This window comes from Inquilinus limosus (assembly GCF_002195995.1).
Classification (GTDB): domain Bacteria; phylum Pseudomonadota; class Alphaproteobacteria; order DSM-16000; family Inquilinaceae; genus Inquilinus; species Inquilinus limosus_C.
The window spans coordinates 57,542-83,190 of sequence record NZ_NHON01000004.1; the positions used below are offsets into that span (position 1 = coordinate 57,542).

Below are 25,649 nucleotides of genomic sequence, written 5' to 3' on the forward strand. Positions count from 1 at the left end.
AGCAACGGCCAACAGCCTGGGGGGCGCATGCCCGGACGGGAGAAACGATCCGCAGGGACCAGCATGGACTCGGCCGGATGAGCCGCCGCGGCGCCCTGTCGCCGGTCGGGCGCGAGACCCTGCATGACCGGGTCTATGCCGAGCTGCGCCGGTCGCTGATCCACGGCATGTTCGATGCCGGCGAGGTGCTGCGCATCGTCGAGCTGGCGGAGACGCTGCGCACCAGCACCATGCCGGTGCGCGAGGCGCTGGGCCGGCTGGTGTCCGAGCAGGCGCTGGAGGCGCTGCCCAGCCGCTCCGTCCGGGTGCCGCTGATCACCCGCGAAAGGCTGGACGACCTGGCCCGCGCCCGCTGCCTGATCGAGGGCCAGGTGACGGCGCTGGCCCTGCCCAACCTCTCGCCGGAGGATTTCGTCCGCCTGCGCGCGCTGACCGTGGCCTGCGAGGAGGCGTTCCGCAGCGACGAGCCGGACAAGGCGCACCGGACGTCGGAGCTGAACCACGACTTCCACTTCGCCGTATACCGCGCCGCCGGATCGGCCGTGCTGATCCCGATCGTCGAGAGCCTGTGGCTGCAATCCGGCCCCTATGTCCGCGCGGCAGCGCAGATCCATGACGAGCAGCGCGACATCCCGGCCACGCACTATCACTGGGAGCTGATCGAGGCGCTGGAGCGCGGTGACGCCGACGGCGCGACCAATGCCCTGACCAGCGACATCACCCGCTCCTTCCGCCTGATCCGCGGGCGCCTCGACGCCGAGGATGCCGAGCAGAGGACCGAAGCCCATGGCTGACACGCACGACGACAGCTTCGAGCTCTATGATCTCCGGGTCGAGGTGGTGGCGCCCGAGGGCGGGCCGATCTATTGCGGCGCCAGGGTCGGCGACCATTTCGAGCTGCGCGGCGAGATGCTGCATCTGCCGCCGGGCCAGGGCTTCTCGATCTACTCGCTGGCGGCGCTGCTGCCGCTGCTGCCGGCCAAGCAGCGCCCGACCCATGCCCATGACTGGATGACGACGGATGCCGAGGTCGCCTGCCCAGACCCGAACTGCTCGTCGCGCTTCCGCATCACCCGGACCGGCAAGCGCCGGTTCAGCCACGCGGCCACCACGGCCGTGCCCCTTCCCCACGACCGAGGCTGAGACCATGCAGAGGATACGGCTGGCCCCGGACTACGAGATCTCCCGCGTCATCCGCGGCGGCTGGCAGATGTCGAGCGGCCACAGCGACGCGCGCAGCGGCGACCCGGTGGCCGACATGACCGCCTTCGCCGATGCCGGCATCACCACCTTCGACTGCGCCGACATCTACACCGGCGTCGAGGAGATGATCGGCCGCTTCCGCCGGCACTATCGCGACCTGCGCGGGTCGGAGGCGCTGGGCCGGATCAAGGTGCACACCAAATACGTGCCCGACCTCGACATCCTGCCGCGGATCCAGAAGGCCGATGTCGAGCGCGTGATCGACCAGTCGCTGCGGCGGCTGGGGCTGGAGCGGCTGGACCTGGTGCAGTTCCACTGGTGGGACTATGCCGCTCCGCGCTGGCGCGAGGCCGCGCTGTGGCTGGAGGAACTGCGCCGCGCCGGCAAGATCCACAAGGTCAGCGGCACCAATTTCGACACCGACCACATGCTGGAGATCGTGCAGGCCGGCGTGCCCTTGACCACGATGCAGGTGCAGTACTCGCTGCTCGACCGCCGGCCGGAACGGCGGATGGCGAAGGCCGCGGCCGAGCGTGGCGTCGCCTTCCTGTGCTACGGCACCGTTGCCGGCGGCTTCCTGGGCGACCGCTGGCTGGGCGTGGCGGAGCCGGCAGAGCCGTTGGAGAACCGGTCGCTGGTCAAGTACAAGCTGATCATCGACGACCTCGGCGGCTGGGACCTGTTCCAGGCCCTGCTGCGGGCGCTGCGCCAGGTCGCCGACCGGCATGGCAGCGACATCGCCACCGTGGCCAGCGCCGCGATGCTCGACCGGCCGGGCGTGGCGGCGGTGATCGTCGGCGCCCGCAACCGCGACCACCTGGCCGCCAACCTCGCCATCTCGGACATCGCCCTGACCAAGGCCGACCACGCCCAGATCGCCGGGGCGCTGGCCGGGGCGCGGGATCTCGAGGGCGATGTCTACACGCTGGAGCGCGACCGCCACGGCCGCCATGGCACGATCATGAAATACAACCTGAACAAGGGCACCGCCTGATCGTCATCAAGCAACGGTCGGCACACCGCCGGCCCAACCAAACAGGGAGCACAGCAATGAAACGGATCCTTCTGACCACCGCCCTGGTGGCGGCCGTCGCCGCGCCGGCCCTGCCCGCCGCCGCCTGCGACATCACCGTCGGCCTGGTGATGGAGCTGACCGGCCCGGCCGGCGCCTATGGCCAGGCCGGCGCCAAGGCGGTCGAGATGGCGTTCCGCGACGTCAACGAGGCGGGCGGCGCCGCCGGCTGCACCCTCGTCACCGACACCCGCGACAGCCAGAGCCAGGGCACCGTCGCGGTCGACCAGGCGACGCAGCTGGTCAACATCAAGAAGGTGCCGGTGGTGATCGGCGGCATCATCTCCTCGGTCACCATCCCGATCCTGACCTCGGTGACCGCGCCGGCCGGGGTGGTGCAGGTGTCGCCCGCCGCCTCCTCCCCGACGCTGACCCAGCTCGGCAAGCAGGGCAAGACCAACGGCGTGTTCTTCCGCACCATCACCTCCGACGCGCTGCAGGGCACGGCGGCGGCGAAATACGCGATCGACCAGGGGCTGAAGAAGATCGCCATCATCCATGTGAACAATGATTTCGGCGTCAACATCGTCCGCGAATTCTCGGCCGCCTATGCCAAGCTGGGCGGCACCATCACCTCGACCACGCCCTATAACGAGCAGCAGTCGAGCTATTCGGCCGAGGCCAGCGCGGCGATGGCGGGCGAGCCGGAAGCGCTGTACCTCGTCAGCACCCCGGTCGACGGCGCCACCATCGCCCGCGCCTGGATCTCCGGCGGCGGCGCGCAGAAGCTGCTGCTGAATGACGGCATGAACTCCGCCGACTTCATCGACAGCGTCGGCGCGCAGTATCTGAACGATGCCTACGGCACCTCCTCCGGCACCACCAAGACCGACTCGACCGACTATTTCTACAGCGCCTACGAGGCGTTCTCCGGCGGCATCAAGCCGGATGCGCCGGCGGCCGACCGCTCCTACGACGCCGGCGCCATCGTCGCCCTGGCGATCGCCAAGGCCGGCAAGGCCGATGCCGCCGCGATCAAGGCCGCCATCCCGCAGGTGGTGGCGGAGGGCGGCATGCCGATCCATGCCGGCAAGGCGGAGTTCGCCAAGGCGCTGCAATTGATCAAGGACGGCAAGCCGATCAAGTACGAAGGCGTGATCGGCCCGGTGAGCTTCGACCAGTATGGCGACATCACCGGACCGTTCCGGCTGTGGCGGATCCAGGACGGCAAGGTCACCACGGTCGGCGAGATGAGCGCCGCCGAGGTCGACCAGACCCGGGCCGCGCTGGCGAAGTAGGGACTTCCGACAGGCGCGAGAGAGTCCTCGTCCCCATTTCTGTCATTGCCGGGCTTGACCCGGCAATCCAGGGGCCACCAAGAGCTGTTCTTGAAAGCCCCTGGATCCTCGGGTCAAGCCCGAGGATGACAATGAAATAGAGCGAGGGCTTAAGCTAAGCCCGCCCTGATTGCCCTGGCCCTGCCCTCACCCGCGCGAGCGGCGCTCAAAGCCGATGCGGATGCGGTTCCACTCCTCGGTCGGCTGGAACAGGGTGCCGGGATGGCGCAGCTGCGCCTCGACGGCCTCCTCGTTCAGCTCGACGCCCAGGCCCGGCGCATCCGGCACGGTGACGTAGCCGCCCTCGAGATAGTCGGGGTCGATGCCGGTCACCAGCTCGCCCCAGTTCGGGTTGTCCAGCCCGTGATGCTCGACCGCGACGAGGCCGGAGATCGCGGCGCCGCAATGCACATTGGCCATCAGGCCTATGGGCGTGCAGCAGGCGTGCAGCGCCGTCGCCAGGCCGAAGCGCTCGCCGTAATCGGCGATGCGCTTGGTCTCCAGCATGCCGCCCGAGGTCAGCAGGTCCGGGTGCAGGATGTCGAAGGCGCGGGTCTCGATCGGCTCGCGGAACCCGTCCCAGAGATACAGCTCCTCGCCCGCCGCGACCGGGGTCAGCAGCGCGTCGGCCACCTTCTTGTGGCCGGCGAAATCATGCCAGGGCAGCGGGTCCTCGACCCAGGCTAGGTCGAACGGCTCCAGCGCATGGCCGAGACGGATCGCCTCGTCCGCGGTGACGAAGCCCTCGCCGAAATGGTCGATGCACAGCGAGATCTCGGGGCCCACCGCCTCGCGCACCGCGCGGACCACGTCGACCGCGGCGGCGATGCCCTTCTGGCTGAGCTTGATGCCCCGCCCGGCGCCCGGCGCGCGCCAGGCCTTGGCCAGGTCGTATTCATGCTTCGTCGCCTGGCCGACCAGGGCGCCGTCGACCGCGTTGAAGAAGCGCGGCGGCAGGTCGAACTTGATGAAGGTCAGGCCCAGCGCCTTGCGCCGCAGCACCGCCTCGACATACCCCTCCGGCGTCGGCTGGGCCGGGGCCGGCGTGTCGCCATAGATCCGCACCCGGTCGCGGTGCTTGCCGCCGAAGAACTGGTGGCAGGGCACGCCATAGGCCTTGCCGACCAGGTCCCACAGCGCGATCTCGATGCCGGAGACGCCGCCCCCTTCCCGCCCCCAATTGCCGTAGCGGCGCAGGGCCGAGAAGATCATGTCGACATTGCAGGGATTCTGCCCCAGCAGCATGGACTTGAACTGCAGGGCGTATTCGGCATGGCCGCCGTCGCGCACCTCGCCGAGGCCGGAGATGCCCTGGTTGGTGTCGATGCGGATGATCGGGTGATAGCCGCTGCCGACCACCACGGCGACCCGCAGATCGGTGATCTTGAGCTCGCTCGGCCGCGAATGGGTCGAGACCGCATCTTCGACCCGGCCGAGCGCCGCGCCGTCCAACTGTCCTGAGGCCATGGCGTCCTCCCGCTCCAGTTTGCTGTTCGTTAGGTAATTTGCTATCATCACCAAACAAGTTGCGCAAGCCGATGCGGTGGCATGGGACGATGTTGACGGCGGAACCAGCGCTGCGGCAGAAGATGCGGCCCAAACAGGAGCGCAACCCCGCATGAGTTCAGGCCGCGTCACCATCCAGGACATTGCCGACCGGCTCGGCATCTCGAAGTTCTCGGTGTCCCGCGCCCTGTCCGGGAAATCCGGCGTCGGCGAGGCCACGCGCAGCCGGGTGCTGCGCGCCGCCCACGCGCTGGGATATCGCCGCAACCACGAGTTGCCGGCCACGCACCGCCAGATCCTGTTCATCCGGCAGGAGATCGACCCGGTCGCCAGCGAGCTGTGGCTGAACATGCTGCATGGCGCCGAGCGCGAGGGCGAGCGGCTGGGCTTCGCGATCGTGCCGCGCCAGGCCCGGCATCTGGCCGAGGGCGGGCCGCTGGACGAGTCGGTGGCCGGGCTGATCCTGGCGGTGCCGCGGCCGCAGGAGATCTCGGCCCTCGCCGCCCGCACCGGGCTGCCGGTGGCCTGCGCCACCTATGTCGGCGCGATGGAGCGGATCGACCAGGTCACCGGCGCCGACTGGGAGGCCGGGGCCGGCGTCGCCCGGTTGCTGCTCGGCCTCGGCCACAGGGTCGTCGCCTTCGTCCATGGCAGCACCCTGCCCGCCGGCCGGGCCGAGCGCTTCCGCGGCTTCCGCGACGGCATGTTGGAGGCGCCGGACACCACGGTCGAGGACATCGTCTTCGACGAGGCTGAGGGCTTCCGCGACGCCTTCCTGGCGTACCTCCGGCGCGGCGGCGCGCCGACGGCGCTGTTCTGCGCCCATGACGGCATCGCCGTGAACGTGATCTCGGACCTGCTGCGTCTCGGAATCCGGGTGCCGGAGGATATCTCGGTGGTCGGCTTCAACGACTTCGCCGCCGCCTCGCAGGTGTCGCCGCGGCTGACCACGGTGCGGACGCCGCAGGTCGAGATCGGCGCCGCCATGGTGCGCTGCATCGCGGACCGCCTGGGCGACGCCGAGGCCGCCGCGCGGCCGCCGGTGCGCCTGGCGCTGGTGGCCGAGATCGTCACCCGCGCCTCGACCGGCCCGGCCGCACCGACGGCCTGGCTGGCGCCGGTGCTGAAGCGGGCGAAGTAATCCTTCCCGCCCCTCACCGTCATTGCGAGGAGGCGAAGCCGACGAAGCAATCCAGGGGCCGTGCGCACCGGCCCCTGGATTGCTTCGCTGCGCTCGCAATGACGGTTTTGAATATTCTCGGGAGAGCCGCACCTAACAAGTTGCAATGACTCTTGCCTGTGTTAGGCTCCCCCATCGACTGCCTAGATCGGACATAAAAAGGGCAGCGGAGGAAACAACCGGGTGGGCGGCGACGCCCGTCCCCGACCAAGCGGGGCGCCCAGACCATGAAGATCACCGATCTGAAATGCGCCGTGATCGGCAAGAACCCGATCGTGCGCATCGTCACCGACCAGGGCCTCAGCGGCTATGGCGAGGTCGAATCCTACAAGCCGTATCTGAAGCCGCACATCCTGCATTTCCGCGACGCCTTGATCGGCGCCGACCCGACGCTGGTCGAGCAGACCATGATGCGGATCCGCCAGCGCGGCGCGTTCAAGCCCTGGGGCGCGGCAGTCAGCGCCATCGAGATGGCGCTGTGGGACGTCGCCGGCAAGGCGGCCGGCCTGCCTGTGCACAAGCTGCTGGGGGGCAAGGTGCGCGACCATGTGCGGGTCTATAACGGCTCGCTGCGGGTGCCGATGGCCGGCTACGACCCCGAGCACTACGCCGCGGACGCCCAGCGCCAGATGGCCCTGCCCGAGGGCTTCACCATGATCAAGCAGGCGGTCGGCTTCCACAGCCCGATGAAGCGCGAGGTGCCGGATTTCTTCTACGGCACGCCGGGGCAGAGCGTCTTCCACGGCTCGCTCGATTCCGGGCTGATGACCGAGCGCGGGATGAAGCACATCGTCGCCTGCGTCGCGGCGATGAAGGAGGTGCTGGGTGACAAGGTGGCGCTGGCGCTGGATTGCGGGCCGGGCTGGACCGTGCCGGACGCGATCCGCTTCGCCCGCGCGGTCGAGGAGTACAACCTGCTCTGGCTCGAGGACCTGATCACCGGCGACTACGTGCCCTATGTCAACGCCGACGTGTATCGCGAGGTGACGCGCGCCACCTCGACCCCGATCCACACCGGCGAGCAGATCTATCTGCGCCAGAATTTCAAGGCGCTGATCGAGGGCCATGCGGTCAACGTGGTCGGCCCCGACCCCTGCGACGTCGGCGGCATCGCCGAGCTGAAATGGATCGCCGAGTACGCCAATCTGCACGGCATCCTGATGGCGCCGCACGGCACCGGCAACGGCCTTTTGGGCCTGGCCGCGCTGGTCCAGGTCTCGGCCACGCTGCCGAACAACTTCATCGCCTTCGAGTATCCGAGCGGCAACCCGGCCTGGTGGTACGACATCGTCGACGGCCTGCCCAACCCGATCGTGCGCAACGGGCTGATCGAGGTCTGGGACCGGCCCGGCATGGGCGTCGACATCAACCCCGAACGGGCCCGGCAGTACCTGACGGACGAGGACAGGGCATTCTTCGACTGAGCGACGGCCGAGGAATATTCTCGGCTAACAACATAACAAAAGCCGCAACTTGTTGCGCATCATCCTTGACGCGTTTTGTCCCCGCCGCCTAGGCTGACCGGAACTCGCAGACGACAGGCGAGGCCATTGGGAGGACCGCTCATGACCAAGCCTCATGCAGGTGACCTCTTTCCCCATGCCGTCGACCGACGCCGCTTCCTCGGCTATGCCGCCGGGGCCGGCGCGCTGGCCGCGGGGCTGGGCCCGCTCCGCGCCCTGGCGCAGGACACGGGCATCGACACCGCCAACTGGACGCCGGACTACATCAGCAGCATCGCCGGCACGATGGAGGTCGACACCGCGGCCGAATGCGCCAAGGTGGTGCCGCTCGACTACAAGGGCCGGCTGACCTACTGGTATGTCGGGCCGAACGAGGCGTCGCCGCAGGTCGACCACGACATCGACGCCCAGTTCTGGGACACCTTCGCCAAGACCTATCCCAACATCACGGTCGAGAAGCAGAATCTCGACTACAACCAGATGCTGAACAAGCTGCGCGCCGCGGCGCTGGGCAATGCCGCGCCGATGGCGGCGAAACTACCGATCCTGTGGGGCGTGGAGTTCGCGGCCAAGGGCCAGCTGAGCGAGCTGTCGCCCGAGCTGGTCGGCCACCGCACCGCCGATTTCTGGCCCGGGGCGATGAAGTCGGTGACCTGGAAGGACAAGACCTACGGGGTGCCGACCAACAACGAGACCATGGCGCTGATCTGGAACGCCGGGATCTTCAAGGAGGCCGGCCTCGACCCCGAGAGCCCGCCGGCGACCTGGGACGACCTGGTCGCCTATTCCAAGCAGATCAAGGACAAGACCGGCAAGAACGGCTACGGCCTGGTGGCCCGCAGCAATGCCGGCAACACGCCGTTCCGCTTCATGCCGCAGCTCTGGGCCTATGGCGGCGGCGCGCTGGACGAGGCCGAGGCCAGCCCGACCTACAAGACCGTCTATATCAACAATGACGGGTCCAAGGCCGCGCTGCAGGCGTCCTACGACATGTATGTCCGGGACAAGTCGGTGCCGACCTCGGCCCTGACCAACACCCAGACCGAGAACCAGGACCCGTTCATCGCCGGCCAGCTGGCGATGATGATCAGCCACCCGATCGAATACGCCACCATGCTGGACCGCGCCAAGAAGGCGACCGGCGCCGACAAGCAGATCGCCGACGCGGTGGTGGCCAACATGCGCTACGGGCTGATCCCGAAGGGGCCGGCGCGGCGCGCCGTGGTGTTCGGCGGCTCCAACGACCACATCTTCCACCCCGACGTGGTCGATGGCGGGCTGGACATGGACGCCGCCCGCGCCCTGATCGCCTTCGCCACCGGGCCGGAATGGTCGACCAAGGTGTCCTGGGTCGGGTCGAACCCCGGCAACACCCGCGGCTTCCGCACCAAGTGGATGAAGCAGCGGCTGGACGAGATCAAGTTTCTGAACGTCACCACCTCGATGCTGCCGAGCGGGATCCCGTTCCCGGTGATCCCGGAATCGGCGGAGATCATGAACATTATCGTCCCGGACATGATGCAGAACGCGCTGACCGGGAAGATGACCGTGGCCGACGCGGCCGACGACGCCGCCAAGAAGATCGACGAGCTGCTGTCGGGGCTCTAGCGCCCCGCGTCCCGCACCCGGCCGGAGCCCGCGGGCACCGGCCGGCCCCTTTCCCCCACCGAGGAGAAATCGGGCGTGACCATGGCTGCCGCGCAGGAGGATGCGCCCAGGACGCGGGCGGCGCCTCGCCCCCGTCCCGGTCTGATGCGGCGCATCATCCGCCACCGGGCCGACTACCTCTACATCCTGCCGGCCTTCGCGGTGATGCTGCTGGTGATCGGCTACCCGATCTACGACACGGTCTACCTGTCCTTCTTCAACACCCCGCCCAGCCTGGCGATGGCCGACAAGACCTATGTCGGCCTCGATAACTACAGCCGCATCCTGACCAGCGACAGCTTCCGCGAGGTCACGGTCAACACCCTGATCTGGACGGTGTTCTCGACCTTTTTTGCCTTCGTGCTCGGGCTGGGCGCGGCGCTGTCGCTGAACACCTACTTCGCTGGCCGCGGCCTGCTGCGCGGGCTGTTCCTGATCCCCTACGTGATCAGCGCGGTCGCCGCCTCCTATGTCTGGCGCTGGCTGTATCACAGCGATTTCGGCGTGTTCGGCGCGCTGTCGGTGGCCTTCGGCATCACCGACACGCCGATCAACTTCCTGGACAACGTCCACACCTCGCTGCCGTCGCTGATCGTGGTCAATGTCTGGAAGGAGTTTCCCTTCGCCATGATCATGCTGCTGGCCGGGCTTCAGACCGTGCCGGACGAGCTGCACCGCGCCGCCAGGGTCGATGGCGCCGGCACCTGGCAGCGCTTCTGGCACATCACCATGCCGCATCTGAAGGGGGTGACGCTGGTGACCGTGCTGCTGCTGCTGGTCACCAACCTGAACGGCTTCACCATCCCCTGGATCATGACCGGCGGCGGTCCGGCCGGATCATCCGACATCTGGATCACCCAGATCTACCAGCTGGCCTTCGGCCGCATCCGCTTCGGCCTCGCCTCGGCCTATTCGGTGATCCTGTTCGTGGTGATGATGGGCCTCGGCTACTTCTACGTCCGGGCGCTGACCCAGGGCGAGAGGAGGCCGGAATGAGCGCCGTGACCCTGGAGCGGCCCGCAGCCCCGAAGCGTCGCCGGGGCAAGGCCGGCGGCTGGGGCGCGGCCCGCATCGTCTATCTGGTCCTGCTCGGCATCTTCACCGTGCTGCCGATGGCCTGGATGCTGCTGACCTCGGTGAAGACCCAGTTCGCGGCGCTGCAATACCCGCCGGAATGGATCCCGTCGAATCCGACGCTGGAGCAGTATGCGCGGCTGCTGTCCCCCGCCAACGAGGTCGGGCAGGAATTCCTGCACTACCTGCTGAACAGCATCATGGTGTCGACCGCGACCACGATCCTCGGCGTCGCCATCGCGGTGCCGGCGGCCTATGCCTTCTCCCGCTTCCGCTTCCCTGGCCGCAAGCTCTTGTTCTACGCCGTGCTGGTGCGGAACATGTTCCCGGCCGTGGTCTTCCTGATGCCGCTGTTCATCATGATGAAGTGGATGGGGCTGGTGAACACGGCGGGGTCGCTGATCCTGACCTACCTGACCTTCGGCCTGCCGCTGTCGATCTGGCTGCTGAAGGGCTTCTACGACAACATCCCGCCGCAGCTGGAGCAGGCGGCGCGGATCGACGGCGCCACGCGGTTCCAGGCCTTCCTGTTCGTGGTGATGCCGCTGTCCACGCCCGGCATCATCGCCACCGCGATCTATTCCTTCGTCCTGGCGTGGAACGAATACGTCTATGCCCTGACCTTCATCAACGACAAGAGCAAGCTGACGCTGCCGGTCGGGCTGGAGCGCTTCTTCACCGAATACGCGACCAACTGGCCGGGGCTGATGGCGGCGTCGTTCATCATGAGCGTGCCGGTCGTCGTGCTGTTCCTGGTCCTGCAGAAATACTTCGTCCGCGCGCTAACCGAGGGCGCGGTCAAGTCCTGAACGAGAAGGGGAGCTTATGGCCCAGGTGGTCCTGCGGGACGTGGTCAAGCGCTATGGCGACCTGACCGTCGTCGACCATGTCTCGCTGACGGTCGAGGACGGCGAGTTCGTGGCCCTGGTCGGCCCGTCCGGTTGCGGCAAGACGACGACGTTGAACCTGGTGGCCGGGCTGATCGAGCTGAGCGACGGCGACATCCAGATCGGCGACCGGCTGGTCAACGAGCTGGACCCGAAGGACCGGGACATCGCCATGGTGTTCCAGAACTACGCGCTGTACCCGAACAAGACGATCTTCAAGAACCTGGCCTTCCCGCTGAAGATGCGAAAGCTGCCGGCCGCGGAGATCGAGACCAAGGTCCGGGCCGCGGCCAAGCTGCTGGACATCGAGCACCTGCTGGAGCGGCGGCCGCGCGAGCTGTCGGGCGGGCAGCAGCAGCGCGTGGCGCTGGGCCGGGCCCTGGTGCGCGACCCGCGCGTGTTCCTGATGGACGAGCCGCTGTCGAACCTGGACGCCAAGCTGCGCACCCAGATGCGGTCGGAGCTGAAGCGCTTCCACCAGGATTTGAAGGCGACCGTGATCTACGTCACCCACGACCAGATGGAAGCCGTCACCATGGCCGACAAGATGGCGGTGATGAGCGGCGGCGTGCTGCAGCAATACGACACGCCGGAGCGGGTGTTCGAGAACCCGGTCAACACCTTCGTCGCCGGCTTCGTCGGCAGCCCGGCGATGAACCTGGTCCGCGCCCGCGTGGCCGGCGACGGCGCCGCGATCGAGAGCCCGGATGGCTGGCGCTGCGCCCTGTCCGACGCCAATGCCCGCAAGGCCCGGGCCGCGACCGACGGCGAGATCGTGCTGGGCGCCCGCCACAGCACCATCCGGCTGCACCGCGAGGAAGCGCCGGGCGCGGTCGCGGGCCGCGTCTACACGGTCGAGCCGACCGGCGACATCACCTACGCCCATGTCCATCTCGGCTCCGCGACGCTGGTGGTCAGCGTCACGCCGGATGTGAAGCTGGGGATCGACCAGCCGGTCTGGCTCGAATTCGACCAGCAGAAGCTGCACCTGTTCGACGGCAAGACCGGGCACGCGCTGCCGGCTGCCTGACCCATCACCGGCCACGTCCAGCGGGCCGGCTCTCGGAGGGAAGACGTGAAGATCACCAATCTGCGCACCGCCGTCATCGCGGGGAATTTCCCCTGGGTGCTGGTGAAGGTGGAGACCGATGCCGGCATCACCGGCCTGGGCGAGGCCTATTGGGGCGCCGGCGTCGCCGAGCTGGTGCACAAGGCCAAGCCGGTCATCATCGGCGAGGACCCGGTCAATATCGGCAAGATCGTCGAGATCCTGATCCGCTGCCTGTCCGGCGAGGGGTCGCAGGCCGGCGCCACCGTCACCGCGATCAGCGGCATCGAGATCGCGCTGTGGGACCTGCTGGGCCGGGCGCTGCAGACCCCGATCTCGACCTTCTTCGGCGGCCGCTTCCGCGACAAGATCCGGATCTATGCCGACTGCCATGCCGGCGACACGCCGGAGCCCGCCTCCTACGCCGCCAAGGCGCGCGAGGTGGTGGCGGACGGGTTCAGCGCCATCAAGTTCGACCTCGACACCCGCAACCCCTTCACCATCGACATCTCCGACGACCCGAACCCGCGGCGGCAGTGGTTCGAGCCGTTCAACCGCACCATCGGATCGCGCGAGATGGCCTGGATGGTCGATGTCGTCCGCGCCGTGCGCGAGGCGGTCGGCCCCGAGATCATGGTGGCGATGGACGCGCATTGGAAGTTCGGGGTGAACGACGCGATCAAGCTGGCCCAGGCGCTGGAGCCCTTCGATCTGCTGTGGCTGGAGGACCCGGTGCCGCCGGAGAACATCGAGGCGCAGCGCCACGTCACCCATTCGACCCGGACGCCGATCTGCACCGGCGAGAACCTGTACCGCAAGCACGGCTACCGCGAGCTGATCGAGAAGCAGGCGGCGCGGATCATCGCCCCGGACATCCCGAAGATGGGCGGCCTGGCCGAGGCCAAGAAGGTCGCCGACCATGCCGACCTCTATTACATCCCGATCGCGCCGCACAACGTGGCCAGCCCGATCGGCACGGTGGCCGGCGCCCATGTCTGCGCCGCCATGAACAACTTCCTGGTGATGGAATTCCACGCCCATGACGTGGAGTGGTGGAGCGCCATGGTCGATGGCGGCCCGCCGATCGTCGACGGCTTCATCCACCTGGACGATCGCCCGGGCCACGGGCTGACCCTGAACGAGGACGTGGCGCGGGCGCATCTGCAGAAGGGATCCAGCTATTTCGGCGACGAGCCTTAGCCGTCGCCCTCACCATCCCCTTCCCTGTCATGCCCGGGCTTGACCCGGGCATCCAGAGACTGTCGAGACCTTCTGGATTGCCGGTCAAGCCCGGCAATGACACCGGAGGGGACGGGACGCAAAACGTCGATCTTCGAAGAGAAAGCGAACCCCAAATGATCGAGACAAGCGACATCAAGCGGCCGCCGGCGGAATGGTGCGCGGCGCTGCAGGCGATCGGCGCCGCCACGGCCAGCAGCACCCTGGCCCATATGGGCATCCGCAACACCCATATCTGCGGCCCTGTGGCCTGGACCAAGGGCAAGGCGATCTGCGGCCCGGCGCTGACCCTGCAATTCATGCCGAAGCGCGAGGACCTGTACGGCGAGGATGAGTACGCCGAGCCGGAGAAGCAGTTGCACCGGCACGTGCTGTATCACGCCCAGAAGGGCGACATCGTCGTCGTTGACGCCCGCGGCGACATGAAGAGCGGCGTCTTCGGCGACATGATGCTGACCTATTTCAAGGGCCGCGGCGGGCTGGGCGTGGTGATCGACGGCTGCATCCGCGACTATCCCAACACCGGGCGGTTGGACCTCGGCTTCTGGCTGCGCGGCGTGACCCCGAACTTCCACACCCAGACCGACCTGATGCCCTTCGGCGTCAACATCCCGATCGCCTGCGGCGGCGTGCTGGTGATGCCGGGCGACATCATCGTCGCCGATGATGACGGCGCCGTGGTGGTGCCGGTGGCGCTGGCGCCGGAGGTGATCGAGAAGGCGACGCACCACCATGAGTGGGAGGAGTTCTCGCGCGAGCGCCTGTCCCAGGGCGGCGACCTGCGCCGCTACTACCCGCTGAGCGACGCGGCGCGGCCGGAATATGAGGAGTGGCTGCGCAGCAAGGGCCGGGCGCCGTAACGCCCGCCGCGGTATGATCGCGCGGCCACGGCCTGAGACGGTGATCCGGCCCCCGGACACCGAGGATGGGAGCGACGCATGCGAAGAGCAGGAGCCGCGCTGGCGTTCATCGGGGCGATCGCCCTGTCGGCAGGGAGCGCCCAGGCGAACCAGGCCCGATTGGCGGATGTCTGCTACGGGGCGGTCCTCGACGCCGCGACGGCGTACGCGCTCGGCGGCGTCCTGCGCCAGGCCGAGGATGAGAGGACGGGGCATTCCGGCATCGCCCGTCGCCTCAAGGCGATCCAGGACGAGCTGACGCAGCAGATGGGCGCCGCCCTCGATGCCGGGTGCCCGTCCGATCCGTTCGAGCAGCTCATCGCCTGCTTCCAGTCGAAGAGCGATGGCAGCGGCCAGAATGTACCCAAGGCCAGCGCCTGCGTCGAACAGGTGACGGGGAGACGGGACGATCCCGGCATCGGGGCGAGATAGCCGACGAACTCCATGAGCGGCGAAAGCATCGTGCGGCGCCCTCCGGCCGCACGGTGCCGCAGTGTCAGAGGAAGCCGCCCTCCTTCAGATAGGCCGTGGCGACCGCCTCGATCGACTTCTTCTGCACGTCGACCTCGCCGTTGAGGCGCTGCATCGTCGCGTCGTCCAGGCGGGTGGCCAGGCTCTCGAGCAGCGGCTTGAGGTCGGGATGGGCGTCCAGCACCTCCTTCCGCACCACCGGCACCAGCGCATAGTTGGGGAAGAAGCCCTTGTCGTCCTTCAGCAGGGTCAGGCCCATCGCGGCGATCCGCCCGTCGGTCGCCGCCACCACCGAGACGTCGACATCCCCGTTGGCGAGGGCCGGGAACACCAGGCCGATCTCCATCGGCCGGACATTGGCCCTGCCGGCCTTGAAGTCATAGGCCTTCTGCAGGCCCAGGAGCCCGTCCTCGCGCTTCGGGAACTCCGCCGTGGTCGCCATCACCGGGTCCTTGCCGTCCTTGTAGGCGGCGGCCAGGTCGGACAGCGTCGCCATGCCGTCGGTCTTCGGGTTGTCCTTGCGGATGGCCAGGGCATAGGTGTTATTCGCCTTGGACGGCGCCAGCCACACCAGCCCCTTGGCGCCGTCCAGCTCCTTCACCTTGGCGTAGGTCTCGTCCGGCGTCAGCTTGTCGGTGACCTTGTTGAAGGTGACCAGCGAGGTGCCGGTGTATTCCCAGTACAGGTCGACCTCGCCGCTTTCCAGGGCGGCGCGGACGATGTTGGTGCCCATCCCGTCCTTCTTCTCGACCGTGTAGCCCTTGTGCTCCAGCAGCTGCTTCGTCATCTCGGCCAGCAGGAACTGCTCGGTGAAGTCCTTGCCGCCGACGGTCAGCTCGGCCGCCGCGGCCGTGCCGCCGGAGGCCAGGAGCGCGATCGCCGACAGGATCGCCCGCTTCAGTCTGGTCCCGATCATCGTCCTTCTCCCTGTCTGGTTGTTGTCTCCGTCACCGCAGCGGGTTGACCCCGCGCGACACGAGATGGATCTGCAGCCGGCCGATCCCGAAATCGACCAGGACGGCCAGCAGCGCCGTCGGGATGGCGCCGGCCAGCATCATCGGCAGGTCGTTCAGCGCGATGCCCGTGAAGATCAGCTCGCCCAGGCCCCCGGCGCCGATCAGGAAGGCCAGCGGCGCGGTGCCGACGCAGATCGACAGGGCGGTCCGGATGCCGCCGAAGATGACGAACAGGGCGTTCGGCAGCTCCACCCGCCAGAACACCTGGCCCGGGGTCATGCCCATGCCCCGCGCCGCCTCGATCAGCGGCGTCGGCACGTTGCGCAGCCCGGCATAGGTGTTGCGGACGATCGGCAGCAGCGTCGCCGCCCACAGGCCGAAGACCGACGGCACCGTGCCGATGCCGAGCACCTTCATGCACAGCGCCAGCACCGCCAGCGTCGGGATCGTGGTGCCGAGGTTGAAGGCCTGCAGGATCAGCTCGGCCGACCGGCGGAAGGTAGGCCGCGACAGCACGGCGCCGGCCGGCACGCCGGTCAGGATGGCGAGGCCGCCGGCCCAGGCCACCAGCTCGATGTGCTGGATACCGAGGAAGACGATGTCCTCCTCATAGGACAGGATGTCCGCCGGCATATCGCTCGACAGCCACCACGCCACCGCCGCCGCGGCCAGCAGCAGCCACAGCAGCGCCGCGATGCCGGGCACCGGCAGCGGCCGTCCCCCGGCCAGCGGTGCCGCACGCCCGCTCCAGGCCTTGCCGACATCACTCATGCTGCCGCTCCCCGCGAGGACAGGCCGCGGATGATGGCGGCATAGGTCAGCGCGCCCTGGATCCGGCCCTCGGCGTCGACGCAGGGCAAGAGCGGCATGTCATGCGCGAACATCAGCGCCACGGCGCTGCGCAGGTCGGCGGTCAAGGGGACCGTGGCGCGGATCGGCTCGGCGCAGTCGCCGCAGGTGCCGCCGCGGACCGCCCCGGCCCGGCTGCCCGAGACCATGGCGCCGGGCCGGCCGTCCGCGTCCAGCACCAGCACGGCCGGGCAGCCGCTGGCCTGCATCAGCTCGCGCGCCCGGCCGACCGGGTCGTCGGGCCGGACCGTGCCGGGCCGGCCCAGCGGCACATCGGCGATGCGCACCAGCCGCAGCCGCTTCAGGGTGCGATCGGTGCCCAGGAAGGCCTCGATGAACGGGGTGGCCGGGCTGGCCAGCAGCTGGTCGGGCGTTGCGAACTGCTCCAGCCGTCCGGCGCGGAAGATGGCGACCCGGTCGGCCATCTTCACCGCCTCGTCCAGGTCGTGCGAGACGAAGATCACCGTCTTCCGCAGCGTCGCCTGCATGCGCAGGAACTCGTCCTGGATCGCCTCGCGGTTGATCGGGTCGATGGCGCCGAAGGGCTCGTCCATCAGCAGCACCGGCGGGTCCGCGGCCAAGGCGCGGATCACGCCGACGCGCTGCTGCTGCCCGCCCGACAGCTCCTTCGGATAGCGGTCCATGAACACTGCCGGCTCCATCGCCACCAGCTCAAGGAGCTCGGCGGCGCGGGCGCGGGATTTCTTGCGGTCCCAGCCCAGAAGGTCGGGCACGACGCAGATGTTCTCGGCCACCGTCTTGTTCGGGAACAGCCCGATCTGCTGGATGACGTAGCCGATCGACCGGCGCAGTTGGATCGGGTCGACCGCCCTTGTGTCGCGGCCGTCGACGAACACGGTGCCGCCGGTCGGCTCGATCAGGCGGTTGATCATCCGCATGGTCGTGGTCTTGCCGCAGCCCGACGGGCCGAGCAGGACGCAGATCTCGCCGGCCGGCAGGTCGAAGCTGACCTCGTCGACCGCGACCACCGGGCCGGCGGGGGTGTCGAACACCTTGGTCAGGCGGTCCAGCCGGATCATGCGACGGCTCCCCGGGCCAGCCCCTTCGAGGTCAGGCGCCGCTGCGCCAGCGCCAGCAGCAGGTCGACCGCGATCGCCAGCAGCGACACCGCGACCGCGCCGGTGATCAGCTGCCGCGGGTCCGACTGGCTGATGCCGCGGGCGATGAAGGTGCCCAGGCCGCCGGCGCCGATGTAGGCGGCGATCGCCGTCACCCCGATATTCATCACCGCGGCGGTGCGGATGCCGGCCATGATCACCGGGATCGCCAGCGGGATCTCGACCTGGCGCAGCCGCTGCGCCGCGCTCATGCCCATGCCGATGCCGGCCTCGCGCAGCGCCGGGTCGACATCGACGATGGCGGTGTAGGTGTTGCGGATGATCGGCAGCTGCGAATAGAGGATGATCGCGATCACCGCCGGGACCGTGCCGATGCCGTGGCCCAGCGGCGACAGCAGCGGGATCATCAGCCCGAACAGCGCCACCGACGGCACGGTGATCATCATCGAGGCGAGGTAGAGGACCACATCCGCGGCCCGCTTCGACTGGGTGATGGCGATGCCGACCGGGACCGCGGTGACGATCGCGATCGAGACCGCGACCGCGACGATCAGCAGGTGCTCCAGCGTCCGCGCCGCGATCACGTCCAGGTTGTCGTAGGCAAAGGTGAGCGTCTCCATCAGGCCGCGTTCCCGTGATTGCCCCGCCGTCAGAGGTCGAGATAGAACCCCGCCGCGTTGTCGTAGGTGAAGCGCAGCGGCACCGATCCCTGCACCCGCCAGGCCTCGACCGCCTCGCCCTCCATCAGCCGGCAGGCGCCCTCGGTGTCGATCACGGCGCCGCCATAGAGGCGGTTGGCGAGGTTGAGGATGGCGGTCTGGTGCATTGCCGCGCTGCCGCTGCCGCAGGCATCCTTCACCAGCGCGACGCGGATGCCGAGGTCGACCGCGTCCTTCACCGTCTGGGCGATGCAGGCCTCGGTCCACACCCCGGCGACGAACAGCCATTCGGCCCCCAGCGCCGCCAGCCGGCCGGCCAGGCTGCCTCCGGCGAAGGCGCTGGCGTCCGACTTCACCAGCACGGGCTCGCCGGCGGCCGGGCCGACCTCGGCGCAGATCTCCGACATCGGGTCGTTGGCATCGCTGAAGGCCGAGGTGCCGTCCGCCATCACCGGGTGGAACGGTCTCGCCCGCTGCGCCGCCAGGTCGACGACATAGGCGGAGTGCAGCACCGGGATGCGGGCCGCCCGCGCCGCCCGCTGCAGCCGCTGGACATTGCCGATCACCGCGTCGAAGCCTTCGACCAGGTAGCGGCGGTCGCGGCGATGCTCCTCCTGCAGGTCGACGAACAGCGCCGCCGCCCGGTGCGGATCGATGGCAAGATGCGTCCTCATCACACCTCTCCGCCCAGCAGCTCGTCCTCATAGGGGAAGCGCGACAGCACCTCGGTGCCGGTCTCGGTGATCAGGATCTCGTCCTCCAGCTTGACGCCCTCGCGCCCGCCCTTCTCGCCGATATAGCTCTCGACGCTGACCACCATGCCGGGCAGCAGATGGCCCTCCCGGCCATAGGTCGCATAGTCCATGGCATGGGCGATGAACGGCGTCTCGCCATGCATGCCGACGCCGTGCATGACCGAGGTGTAGCGTTGCTCGACGAAGCGGTCGGGAATCTTCCAGGCCTTCTCCGCCACCTCGCGGAAGGCCATGCCCGGCTTGACGATGCCGATGTTGTGCCGGATCTGGTCGTGCGCCATCCGGTACAGCATCTTCTGGTAGTCGCTGGGCTTGCCCGGCCCGCAGCGGAAGGTGCGCGAGAAGTCGGAATAGTAGCCGTAGCAGCCGATCGTGTCGGTATCGAGCGCCACCAGCTCGCCCGGCCGGACCTTGCGGCCGCCGGCCTCGCTGAACCACGGGTTGGTGCGCTGGCCGGAGGTCAGGAGCCGGGTCTCGATGAACTCGCCGCCCTGGCGGATCACCTCGTGATACATGATGGCGAACAGCTCGTTCTCCGAGATGCCGGGCCGGATCGCCTCGCGCACCGCCGCCACCGCGGCCTCGGCCCCGGCCATCGACGCCTGCAGGCACTTGATCTCCTCCGGCGTCTTCACCGCGCGCACGGCCAGGATCTCGCCCTGGCAGTCGGTGACGGTGCAGCCGCGCTTCTCCAGCGCCAGGGCATGCAGGTGGTTGCAGCGGTCCAGCCCGATCTTCATCGACCCGCCGCCATGGGCCCGCAGCAGCTCGGCGATCTCGTCGGCGAAGGCGCCGGCGCTCTCGCCGTCGCGGTTCGACACCGACGACCAGACCAGCTTGGACGGCCGCGCCTCGTCCACCGTGTCGAGCACGGTCGAGACGTGGTAGCTCTGCGGATATTCGAACAGCACGACCGGTCCTGCGGCGGGCACGAAGAAGTAGCGGGTCGAGTTGCGCAGGAAATAGCCGAACATGTTGCGCGACCCGGTGGCGTAGCGCTGGTTGTACGGGTCGAACAGCACCACCGCGCCATAGCCGGAATCGGCCATCCAGCGGCGCAGCCGGGCGAGGCGCCCCCGGCGCAGCGCGTGGACGTCGACATAGGACGGCTCGGTGTCCGACAGCCACATGCCGACGGCGGCGTCCGCGGTCGCCGGGTGGCGCATCCGCTCGGCGAAATCGACATCCTCGACGCTGTCGGGGTTGAACACCACGATGCTCATGCGCGTCTCCCTGTTCGGCCCAGGATGCGACGCCCGGCAGGCGCGGTTCGTGCAGAAATCCGCGAAAACCATGCGGATTTCCGCCCAAAGAATCGTCATGGCGAGGAGCGAAGCGACGTGGCCATCCAGGGGCCGGTGCGAGCGGCCCTGGATGGCCACGCCCCTGCGGGGCTCGCCATGACGGTATTGGGAATGCCTAAGGCCGGCGCGCGTCGCGGGGCGACATGCCCTCCTGCTCCCGGAACGCCCGGGCGAAGCTCGACATGTCGGAGAAGCCGCAGGCCAGGGCGACGTCGCGCACCGGCAGGGTGGAATGGGCCAGCAGGTCCGCCGCCCGCCGCAGCCGCAGCCGGCGGTAATAGGCGCCCGGGGAGGTGCCGGCGGCGGCGCGGAAGGCGCGCTCCAGCCGGTCGGCGGAGACGCCGAGGCGGCCGGCCAGATCGGTCATGCGCAGCCGGTCCTCCACCGCCTCCTCCATGATCGCGATCGCCGACAGCACCAGCTCGTCCCGGATGCCGGTGCGCAGCCGCAGCGGCATCAGCGTGCGGTCGACGCTGGAGCGCAGCGGGCTGTGCACAAACCATTCGGCGACGCCGGCCGCCAGCTCGGCCCCGCAATCGGCGCCGATGATGTCCAGCATCATGTCGAGGCTGCCGACCCCGCCGGCCGAGGTGAAGCGCCTGCGGTCGATGACGTAGAGGTCGCGGCGCAGCTCGATCTCGGGGAAGGCCTCGGCGAAGGCCGGCTGGCTGGTCCAGTGCAGGGTGCAGGCATGCCCGTCCAGGAGGCCGGCCCGGGCCAGGAAGAAGGCGGCGTCGGCGACCGCGCCGATCCATGCCCCGGCCCGCAGGCTGCGGCGGATCCAGGCGACGGCCTGCTCGGCCACGACATGGTCGGCGTCGCCGCCCGAGCACACCACGATGCGGTCGACCAGGGGGGCTTCGCGCGGCCCCAGGACCGGCTCGATCGCGAAGCCGTTCGACGCCTGGACCTTGCCGCCGGACAGGCCGACGGCGATCCAGCGGTAGCATTCCCGCCGGGCCAGGATGTTGGCGGCCCGCAGCGGCTCGATCACCGAGCTGAACGCCATGGTCGGGAAGCCGGGAAAGACCAGGACCGCGAAGGTGACCGGCATCCCTGGCTGTGCGCGCCCGCGCGGCGCCGGAGCGTGAATCACGTTGCGTCCCTGGTGCCGGTCGTTGCATCCCTGTCGGATAGTGTTCCGCCCGGCGGTGCCGCGGTCAACGTCCCCCAGTCCGGATGGCGTCGCATGAGCGTGTCATGGGCCACATCGAGTCCCGCGGAGCTGCGGGCGCATCACGCCCGGGATGCCGGGCAGCGGGCCGGCCCGCTGCCTGAAGATGTGGACGAGGCCGCGCTCGCCGAGGCCGGCGCCTTCCGCGGCGGCCTGCTGTTCACGCCGCCGGATCCCGTGCCGGACGCCGCCATCGTCTATTTCCACGGCGGCGGCTTCGTGGCCGGCAGCCCGGCCACCCATCGCTGCGTCACCGCCTGGCTGGCGAAGCTGACCGGGATGCGGGTGCTGTCGGGGCGCTACCGCCTGGCGCCGGAGCACCCCTTCCCGGCCCAGCGCGACGACGCGGCCGCGGCCTGCGCTGCCGCTGCGGCGATGTCCGGGACAGGGGCGAGGCTGATCCTCGCCGGCGACAGCGCCGGGGCCTGCGTCGCGCTCTGGGGCCTGCACGCCCTCGCCCCGGATCTGCGCGCACGTGTCGCCGGGCTGGCCCTGCTGTACGGCGGATATGGCGGCAGGACGGGCGAGAGCGTCGCCCGCTACGGCACGCCGGAGAACGGGCTCGATGCCGGGACCCTGTCCGCCATGTACCAGCGTCTCGGACCGGCGGCGGACGATGCAATCTGGCCCACGGCCTTCGCGGGCGAGATCGCCGAACCGGCCTATGTCCTGGCGGCGGAGCTGGACGCGGTGTTCGACGATTCGACCCGTCTGTCCGAAGGCCTCCGCCCCGCCGCGCCGGACAGCCGGTTCGTCGTCGCGGCCGGCCAGGACCACGGCTTCCTCAAGGGCGCGGGCCGGGATCCCTCCGCGGCGCGGGAGCTTGAGGCCCTGTCCGCCTGGCTGCGGGCGCGGGTCAGCGTCCCCTAGACCATCCGTGTGCCGAGGGGCGGGGACTGCCTTCGACCGGCCATCGAAAGGCCGGCGGTCGACGCCGACCCATGGCGAGGACGCATCCTGGCTGCGAAAGCGGGTTCCCATGGAGTGTCGCAGCCGCGACGGCCATGGCCATTCGCGACCTGATCCCGCGATGGCGTCGCATGTTGGATGAAATGAGTACTACAGCTGCGGGATCACGCTCTGAATCCACCGGACTATCCACCGACTCAGCTTCAAATCGGGGGCACGCAACCTCTACGCTCATGTCCCCTGGCGCACGTCATCGGACCAATCGTCCCGACCAATGCGCGATCACGGCTCTGCTCGCGCATTGAAGCCGACGATGAGGCGATAGAGATCGTAGCCGACCGAGCATAACTTATACGCTGCCATCCTGCTCAACACGATGCCGAGACGATCTCTTCGCCCGCAAGAAATATTTGTTCACTCACTCTTGCAATGTCTTCATTGCACCCTCAATCAGCAGCTGCATGTACGTGTCCATATGCCGAGATCTGTCGTCCAAGCGGCCCTGTTCTGAAAAATCGGCAGCAGTTACCGCCTCTACGCGGTCAGACAAATTTCGCAACTCCGTCGGGTACGAGCTATGCCATAAATGTGGCGATCTCGGCCCACCTGAGACGCCCCATGTCAACGACCGTGACCCGATTCGCGGCTGGCCAGGCCGGAGAGCCCCTATGGTCACATTGAGTACATATCAGCGCATTCGCGTCGGACACACCGAGCCGGGAATGGTCAAAATGATCCTTCTCAGCCCAGGGCATTTTATTTAATATTCCGCAATCATAGTGGATGCTTTGAACCCGCATACCGAAAGACGGATCCGAGCCAATGGCACCAGAGGATCGTCTGAAATTGCCTCGCACAGGAGATAGATTATTATTCGTTTTCGGCGTGGATGGAGGCAAGGACTGCCAGGAAAACTTGACCTCCTGGCCGCGCGTCGGGACGGCCAATTTTCTCTTGCGTTTCAACCCATTGTCGAAGCCCTCAACGGAAATTTGTGTGCATTCGAGGCTCTGATGCGCTGGCACCATCCGATCCGAGGCCTTATATCCCCGAGCATCTTCATTCCGGTCGCTGAATCATCGGGGCTCATCGCCCTCCTTGGCGAATGGGCGCTTCGCAATGCCTGCCAACAGGCGATATCTTGGCCTTGGGCTGCGCGGGTCTCGGTGAACATATCGGCGGCACATGTCCGGTCTCCCGCCTTTGCCTCGAATGTCCTGGCGGCGCTCTCAACCAGCGGGCTGGCCCCGACGTGCTTGGAACTTGAGATTACAGAGTCGGTGCGGCTCGACGCGTCGGACGAGATTGTTGGAGTACTCAACGAGTTGAGAAGCTTCGGGATCCGGGTGGTTCTAGACGATTTCGGAGCCGGCTGGTCGTCCCTCGACATGCTCCGGCGCTTCCGGTTTGACGGCCTGAAGATCGATCGGTGCCTCGTATCGGACCTGCCAACCAATCCGCGCGCGGTCGCGATCATCCGCGCCATCATACGGCTCGCTAGCGAGCTGGATATCTGTGTCACTGCGGAAGGGGTAGAAGATGTTACCCAACTTCAGATTCTTCGGGATTTGGGATGCGAACGACTGCAGGGATTTCTGGTTGGCAAGCCCGAGCCGAGGGCGGTGGTGCCGAGCCGGCATCTCTGGCTCATCCCGGCTTAGCAAGCGGTAGATGTGAGAGGCCGGATCGCCGAGCAGCGCTCTGGTTTGAACGCCCGCAACAGGAGGTCGTATGGTCGCCATTGGCCATGGAAGAAGTGCTTCGGCCTCAGCTGCGATTGAGCAATGCTGTGTAGCGTTGGCCGGCACTCAGCCTCGCCTCCTCCTGGCGTTCTGCGGCGGAAAGCACAGCGGCTCCGAGATAGTCACGGCTCTTCGTGCCGCCTTCGGCCCTACGGTCCCCATTGTTGGTGGATCAGCAGCCGGCGTCATCTGGCGTGACGGCCTCGGCTATAGCGGATTGGAGGTGGGGCTGGTTGCCTTCGGGCCGGACGATATCCTGCCGGAAGTCGTGGTCAACCGCGATCTGCTGGAAGGTGAGCGCGCCGCCGGTCGGGCGCTCGGGCAGAAACTAGCAGAAATCGCGGCACCGGAGTCCGTGGTGCTGATGTTCTATGACAGCGTCGCCAACCAATCACCGCTTCGGCTGCATCCGGCCAGCGATCTCGTGGACGGGCTTCAACTTGGGCTCGCCGATCACAGGATCCGGTTGATCGGCGGCGGGATGCTGACCGACATGAATCTGTCGGATGCCTGGATCCTCGACGGAGCGTCGGTCGTCAAGCATGCAGCCGTGGCTCTTGTCTTTCCTCCCGAGCTCGAGGATGAGACGGTCATTCTGCACGGTTGCCGGCCGGTCAGCACGTTCATGGAAATCACGCGCATCGAAGGCGCCGAAGTGTTTGAACTCGACGGGCGCCCCGCGCTCGACGTGATCGAACGGATGCTGGGAGTCACTCTGGGAAGCACCTCGTCGCATGACTTGTCGCTGATTGCCACGCTCGGAGAGAAGCAGGGGGATCCCTACGCCGCATATGACGAGAACAGCTACGTCAATCGTTTGATCCTGCGCGCGAACCGGGCCACCGGCTCGATCACCTTGTTCGAGAAGGATTTTCGCGAGGGCACGCGCGTCCAGATCATGTCCCGCGACAATGCGCTGATGCTGGACAGTGTCCGAAACGGGATCCGTGCCATTAACCAGGCGCAGCGGGGGCGGCGATCGCTTCTTGCGGTCTACATCGACTGCGCGGGTCGCGCCAGCGTCCGCAGCGGAGCCTCGATCGAGGAGGCTCACCTGGTCGCCGACGGCCTGGATCACGCGATCCCGTTCCTCGGCTTCTATTCCGGCGTCGAGATCGCGCCTTTCGACGGCTACAGCCGCCCGCTGGATTGGACCGGCCTTCTGACCGTACTCTCGACCCAATGAACGGTGGCTCAAGACGGCTCTCCGTCACATCGCCCGGCCAGCTCGAGCGGGAGCTCGCTTATTATCAGCG

General features: G+C 68.0%; 24 protein-coding genes. 16 read left to right on the forward strand and 8 right to left on the reverse strand.

What is annotated here, in order from left to right; genetic code table 11:
- The first annotated feature begins 77 nt into the window (after window positions 1–77).
- The 4 genes from BWR60_RS03670 to BWR60_RS03685 are packed head-to-tail and all read left to right on the forward strand — an operon-like array spanning window position 78 to window position 3,513.
- On the forward strand, window positions 78–794 hold the full coding sequence (locus BWR60_RS03670) for a GntR family transcriptional regulator (RefSeq protein ID WP_088149654.1): 717 nt from the start codon (window positions 78–80) through the stop codon (window positions 792–794).
- A complete protein-coding gene (locus BWR60_RS03675; RefSeq protein ID WP_088149655.1) occupies window positions 787–1,143 on the forward strand; it encodes a TIGR04076 family protein in 357 nt (118 codons plus the stop codon). Before BWR60_RS03670 ends, BWR60_RS03675 begins: the two co-directional genes overlap by 8 nt.
- Window positions 1,144–1,147: 4 nt before the next feature.
- Window positions 1,148–2,197, forward strand: a complete 1,050-nt coding sequence (locus tag BWR60_RS03680; protein WP_088149656.1) for an aldo/keto reductase — start codon at window positions 1,148–1,150, stop codon at window positions 2,195–2,197.
- 56 nt (window positions 2,198–2,253) lie between these two features.
- On the forward strand, window positions 2,254–3,513 hold the full coding sequence (locus tag BWR60_RS03685; RefSeq protein WP_088149657.1) for an ABC transporter substrate-binding protein: 1,260 nt from the start codon (window positions 2,254–2,256) through the stop codon (window positions 3,511–3,513).
- Between the two features lie 186 nt (window positions 3,514–3,699).
- Here BWR60_RS03685 and BWR60_RS03690 read toward each other — a convergent pair whose 3' ends face one another.
- Window positions 3,700–5,019, reverse strand: a complete 1,320-nt coding sequence (locus BWR60_RS03690) for a mandelate racemase/muconate lactonizing enzyme family protein (RefSeq protein WP_088149658.1) — start codon at window positions 5,017–5,019, stop codon at window positions 3,700–3,702.
- 151 nt (window positions 5,020–5,170) lie between these two features.
- Here BWR60_RS03690 and BWR60_RS03695 point away from each other — a divergent pair, with 151 nt between their 5' ends.
- The 9 genes from BWR60_RS03695 to BWR60_RS03735 all read left to right on the forward strand — a co-directional run bounded on the left by BWR60_RS03695 (window position 5,171) and on the right by BWR60_RS03735 (window position 14,927).
- Window positions 5,171–6,199 (forward strand): LacI family DNA-binding transcriptional regulator, encoded by a 1,029-nt coding sequence (locus BWR60_RS03695; RefSeq protein ID WP_088149659.1) that lies wholly within the window; start codon window positions 5,171–5,173, stop codon window positions 6,197–6,199.
- 266 nt (window positions 6,200–6,465) lie between these two features.
- Window positions 6,466–7,662 carry a mandelate racemase/muconate lactonizing enzyme family protein gene (locus BWR60_RS03700; RefSeq protein ID WP_088149660.1) on the forward strand — a complete coding sequence of 399 codons (1,197 nt, stop codon included), beginning with the start codon at window positions 6,466–6,468 and terminating at the stop codon, window positions 7,660–7,662.
- A gap of 141 nt (window positions 7,663–7,803) precedes the next feature.
- Window positions 7,804–9,309: an ABC transporter substrate-binding protein gene (locus BWR60_RS03705; RefSeq protein ID WP_088149661.1), complete on the forward strand. Its 1,506-nt coding sequence runs from the start codon at window positions 7,804–7,806 to the stop codon at window positions 9,307–9,309.
- Between the two features lie 81 nt (window positions 9,310–9,390).
- On the forward strand, window positions 9,391–10,344 hold the full coding sequence (locus BWR60_RS03710) for a carbohydrate ABC transporter permease (RefSeq protein ID WP_088149762.1): 954 nt from the start codon (window positions 9,391–9,393) through the stop codon (window positions 10,342–10,344).
- Entirely contained in the window at window positions 10,341–11,231 is an 891-nt protein-coding gene (locus BWR60_RS03715; RefSeq protein ID WP_088149662.1) for a carbohydrate ABC transporter permease, read from the forward strand. Before BWR60_RS03710 ends, BWR60_RS03715 begins: the two co-directional genes overlap by 4 nt.
- 16 nt (window positions 11,232–11,247) lie before the next feature.
- Window positions 11,248–12,339, forward strand: coding sequence for an ABC transporter ATP-binding protein (locus tag BWR60_RS03720; protein ID WP_088149663.1), 1,092 nt, complete (start codon window positions 11,248–11,250; stop codon window positions 12,337–12,339).
- Window positions 12,340–12,384: 45 nt separating this feature from the next.
- Entirely contained in the window at window positions 12,385–13,557 is a 1,173-nt protein-coding gene (locus BWR60_RS03725; RefSeq protein ID WP_088149664.1) for a mandelate racemase/muconate lactonizing enzyme family protein, read from the forward strand.
- A gap of 155 nt (window positions 13,558–13,712) precedes the next feature.
- Window positions 13,713–14,456 carry a ribonuclease activity regulator RraA gene (locus BWR60_RS03730; RefSeq protein ID WP_088149665.1) on the forward strand — a complete coding sequence of 248 codons (744 nt, stop codon included), beginning with the start codon at window positions 13,713–13,715 and terminating at the stop codon, window positions 14,454–14,456.
- Between the two features lie 78 nt (window positions 14,457–14,534).
- Window positions 14,535–14,927, forward strand: a complete 393-nt coding sequence (locus BWR60_RS03735) for a hypothetical protein (RefSeq protein ID WP_088149666.1) — start codon at window positions 14,535–14,537, stop codon at window positions 14,925–14,927.
- A 64-nt stretch (window positions 14,928–14,991) separates the two neighbouring features.
- On the opposite strand, the gene BWR60_RS03740 is transcribed toward BWR60_RS03735, so the two are convergent.
- The 7 genes from BWR60_RS03740 to BWR60_RS03770 all read right to left on the reverse strand — a co-directional run bounded on the left by BWR60_RS03740 (window position 14,992) and on the right by BWR60_RS03770 (window position 21,622).
- Window positions 14,992–15,882, reverse strand: a complete 891-nt coding sequence (locus BWR60_RS03740; RefSeq protein ID WP_088149667.1) for a glycine betaine ABC transporter substrate-binding protein — start codon at window positions 15,880–15,882, stop codon at window positions 14,992–14,994.
- A 31-nt stretch (window positions 15,883–15,913) separates the two neighbouring features.
- The gene (locus BWR60_RS03745) at window positions 15,914–16,693 is read right to left on the reverse strand and encodes an ABC transporter permease (RefSeq protein WP_088149668.1); all 780 of its coding nucleotides are present in this window, start codon (window positions 16,691–16,693) and stop codon (window positions 15,914–15,916) included.
- Window positions 16,690–17,811: an ABC transporter ATP-binding protein gene (locus BWR60_RS03750; RefSeq protein WP_088149669.1), complete on the reverse strand. Its 1,122-nt coding sequence runs from the start codon at window positions 17,809–17,811 to the stop codon at window positions 16,690–16,692. The genes BWR60_RS03745 and BWR60_RS03750 overlap by 4 nt, the downstream gene beginning before the upstream one ends.
- Window positions 17,808–18,470: an ABC transporter permease gene (locus BWR60_RS03755; RefSeq protein WP_088149670.1), complete on the reverse strand. Its 663-nt coding sequence runs from the start codon at window positions 18,468–18,470 to the stop codon at window positions 17,808–17,810. The genes BWR60_RS03750 and BWR60_RS03755 overlap by 4 nt, the downstream gene beginning before the upstream one ends.
- A gap of 29 nt (window positions 18,471–18,499) precedes the next feature.
- Complete coding sequence (locus BWR60_RS03760) at window positions 18,500–19,183, reverse strand: isochorismatase family protein (RefSeq protein ID WP_088149671.1); 684 nt, start codon at window positions 19,181–19,183, stop codon at window positions 18,500–18,502.
- The gene (locus BWR60_RS03765; protein WP_088149672.1) at window positions 19,183–20,487 is read right to left on the reverse strand and encodes a M24 family metallopeptidase; all 1,305 of its coding nucleotides are present in this window, start codon (window positions 20,485–20,487) and stop codon (window positions 19,183–19,185) included. Before BWR60_RS03765 ends, BWR60_RS03760 begins: the two co-directional genes overlap by 1 nt.
- A 196-nt stretch (window positions 20,488–20,683) precedes the next feature.
- The gene (locus tag BWR60_RS03770; RefSeq protein WP_088149673.1) at window positions 20,684–21,622 is read right to left on the reverse strand and encodes a GlxA family transcriptional regulator; all 939 of its coding nucleotides are present in this window, start codon (window positions 21,620–21,622) and stop codon (window positions 20,684–20,686) included.
- 135 nt (window positions 21,623–21,757) lie between these two features.
- Here BWR60_RS03770 and BWR60_RS03775 point away from each other — a divergent pair, with 135 nt between their 5' ends.
- From BWR60_RS03775 to BWR60_RS03785, 3 genes are all read left to right on the forward strand, one after another.
- Window positions 21,758–22,612 (forward strand): alpha/beta hydrolase, encoded by an 855-nt coding sequence (locus tag BWR60_RS03775; RefSeq protein ID WP_088149674.1) that lies wholly within the window; start codon window positions 21,758–21,760, stop codon window positions 22,610–22,612.
- A gap of 962 nt (window positions 22,613–23,574) precedes the next feature.
- Window positions 23,575–24,312, forward strand: a complete 738-nt coding sequence (locus BWR60_RS03780; protein ID WP_275542364.1) for an EAL domain-containing protein — start codon at window positions 23,575–23,577, stop codon at window positions 24,310–24,312.
- 70 nt (window positions 24,313–24,382) lie between these two features.
- Entirely contained in the window at window positions 24,383–25,579 is a 1,197-nt protein-coding gene (locus BWR60_RS03785) for an FIST signal transduction protein (RefSeq protein ID WP_088149676.1), read from the forward strand.
- Window positions 25,580–25,649: the final 70 nt, after the last annotated feature.

Excerpts from the sequence above, each read along its gene's own strand:
- BWR60_RS03765 (WP_088149672.1), bottom strand. The coding sequence starts at position 20,487 with ATGAGCATCGTGGTGTTCAACCCCGACAGCGTCGAGGATGTCGATTTC.
- BWR60_RS03735 (WP_088149666.1), top strand. The coding sequence starts at position 14,535 with ATGCGAAGAGCAGGAGCCGCGCTGGCGTTCATCGGGGCGATCGCCCTG.
- BWR60_RS03760 (WP_088149671.1), bottom strand. The coding sequence starts at position 19,183 with ATGAGGACGCATCTTGCCATCGATCCGCACCGGGCGGCGGCGCTGTTC.
- BWR60_RS03670 (WP_088149654.1), top strand. The coding sequence starts at position 78 with ATGAGCCGCCGCGGCGCCCTGTCGCCGGTCGGGCGCGAGACCCTGCAT.
- BWR60_RS03785 (WP_088149676.1), top strand. The coding sequence starts at position 24,383 with ATGGTCGCCATTGGCCATGGAAGAAGTGCTTCGGCCTCAGCTGCGATT.
- BWR60_RS03680 (WP_088149656.1), top strand. The coding sequence starts at position 1,148 with ATGCAGAGGATACGGCTGGCCCCGGACTACGAGATCTCCCGCGTCATC.
- BWR60_RS03720 (WP_088149663.1), top strand. The coding sequence starts at position 11,248 with ATGGCCCAGGTGGTCCTGCGGGACGTGGTCAAGCGCTATGGCGACCTG.
- BWR60_RS03745 (WP_088149668.1), bottom strand. The coding sequence starts at position 16,693 with ATGAGTGATGTCGGCAAGGCCTGGAGCGGGCGTGCGGCACCGCTGGCC.
- BWR60_RS03705 (WP_088149661.1), top strand. The coding sequence starts at position 7,804 with ATGACCAAGCCTCATGCAGGTGACCTCTTTCCCCATGCCGTCGACCGA.
- BWR60_RS03710 (WP_088149762.1), top strand. The coding sequence starts at position 9,391 with ATGGCTGCCGCGCAGGAGGATGCGCCCAGGACGCGGGCGGCGCCTCGC.
- BWR60_RS03695 (WP_088149659.1), top strand. The coding sequence starts at position 5,171 with ATGAGTTCAGGCCGCGTCACCATCCAGGACATTGCCGACCGGCTCGGC.
- BWR60_RS03715 (WP_088149662.1), top strand. The coding sequence starts at position 10,341 with ATGAGCGCCGTGACCCTGGAGCGGCCCGCAGCCCCGAAGCGTCGCCGG.
- BWR60_RS03770 (WP_088149673.1), bottom strand. The coding sequence starts at position 21,622 with ATGCCGGTCACCTTCGCGGTCCTGGTCTTTCCCGGCTTCCCGACCATG.
- BWR60_RS03675 (WP_088149655.1), top strand. The coding sequence starts at position 787 with ATGGCTGACACGCACGACGACAGCTTCGAGCTCTATGATCTCCGGGTC.
- BWR60_RS03690 (WP_088149658.1), bottom strand. The coding sequence starts at position 5,019 with ATGGCCTCAGGACAGTTGGACGGCGCGGCGCTCGGCCGGGTCGAAGAT.
- BWR60_RS03740 (WP_088149667.1), bottom strand. The coding sequence starts at position 15,882 with ATGATCGGGACCAGACTGAAGCGGGCGATCCTGTCGGCGATCGCGCTC.
- BWR60_RS03700 (WP_088149660.1), top strand. The coding sequence starts at position 6,466 with ATGAAGATCACCGATCTGAAATGCGCCGTGATCGGCAAGAACCCGATC.
- BWR60_RS03685 (WP_088149657.1), top strand. The coding sequence starts at position 2,254 with ATGAAACGGATCCTTCTGACCACCGCCCTGGTGGCGGCCGTCGCCGCG.
- BWR60_RS03750 (WP_088149669.1), bottom strand. The coding sequence starts at position 17,811 with ATGATCCGGCTGGACCGCCTGACCAAGGTGTTCGACACCCCCGCCGGC.
- BWR60_RS03755 (WP_088149670.1), bottom strand. The coding sequence starts at position 18,470 with ATGGAGACGCTCACCTTTGCCTACGACAACCTGGACGTGATCGCGGCG.
- BWR60_RS03775 (WP_088149674.1), top strand. The coding sequence starts at position 21,758 with ATGAGCGTGTCATGGGCCACATCGAGTCCCGCGGAGCTGCGGGCGCAT.
- BWR60_RS03730 (WP_088149665.1), top strand. The coding sequence starts at position 13,713 with ATGATCGAGACAAGCGACATCAAGCGGCCGCCGGCGGAATGGTGCGCG.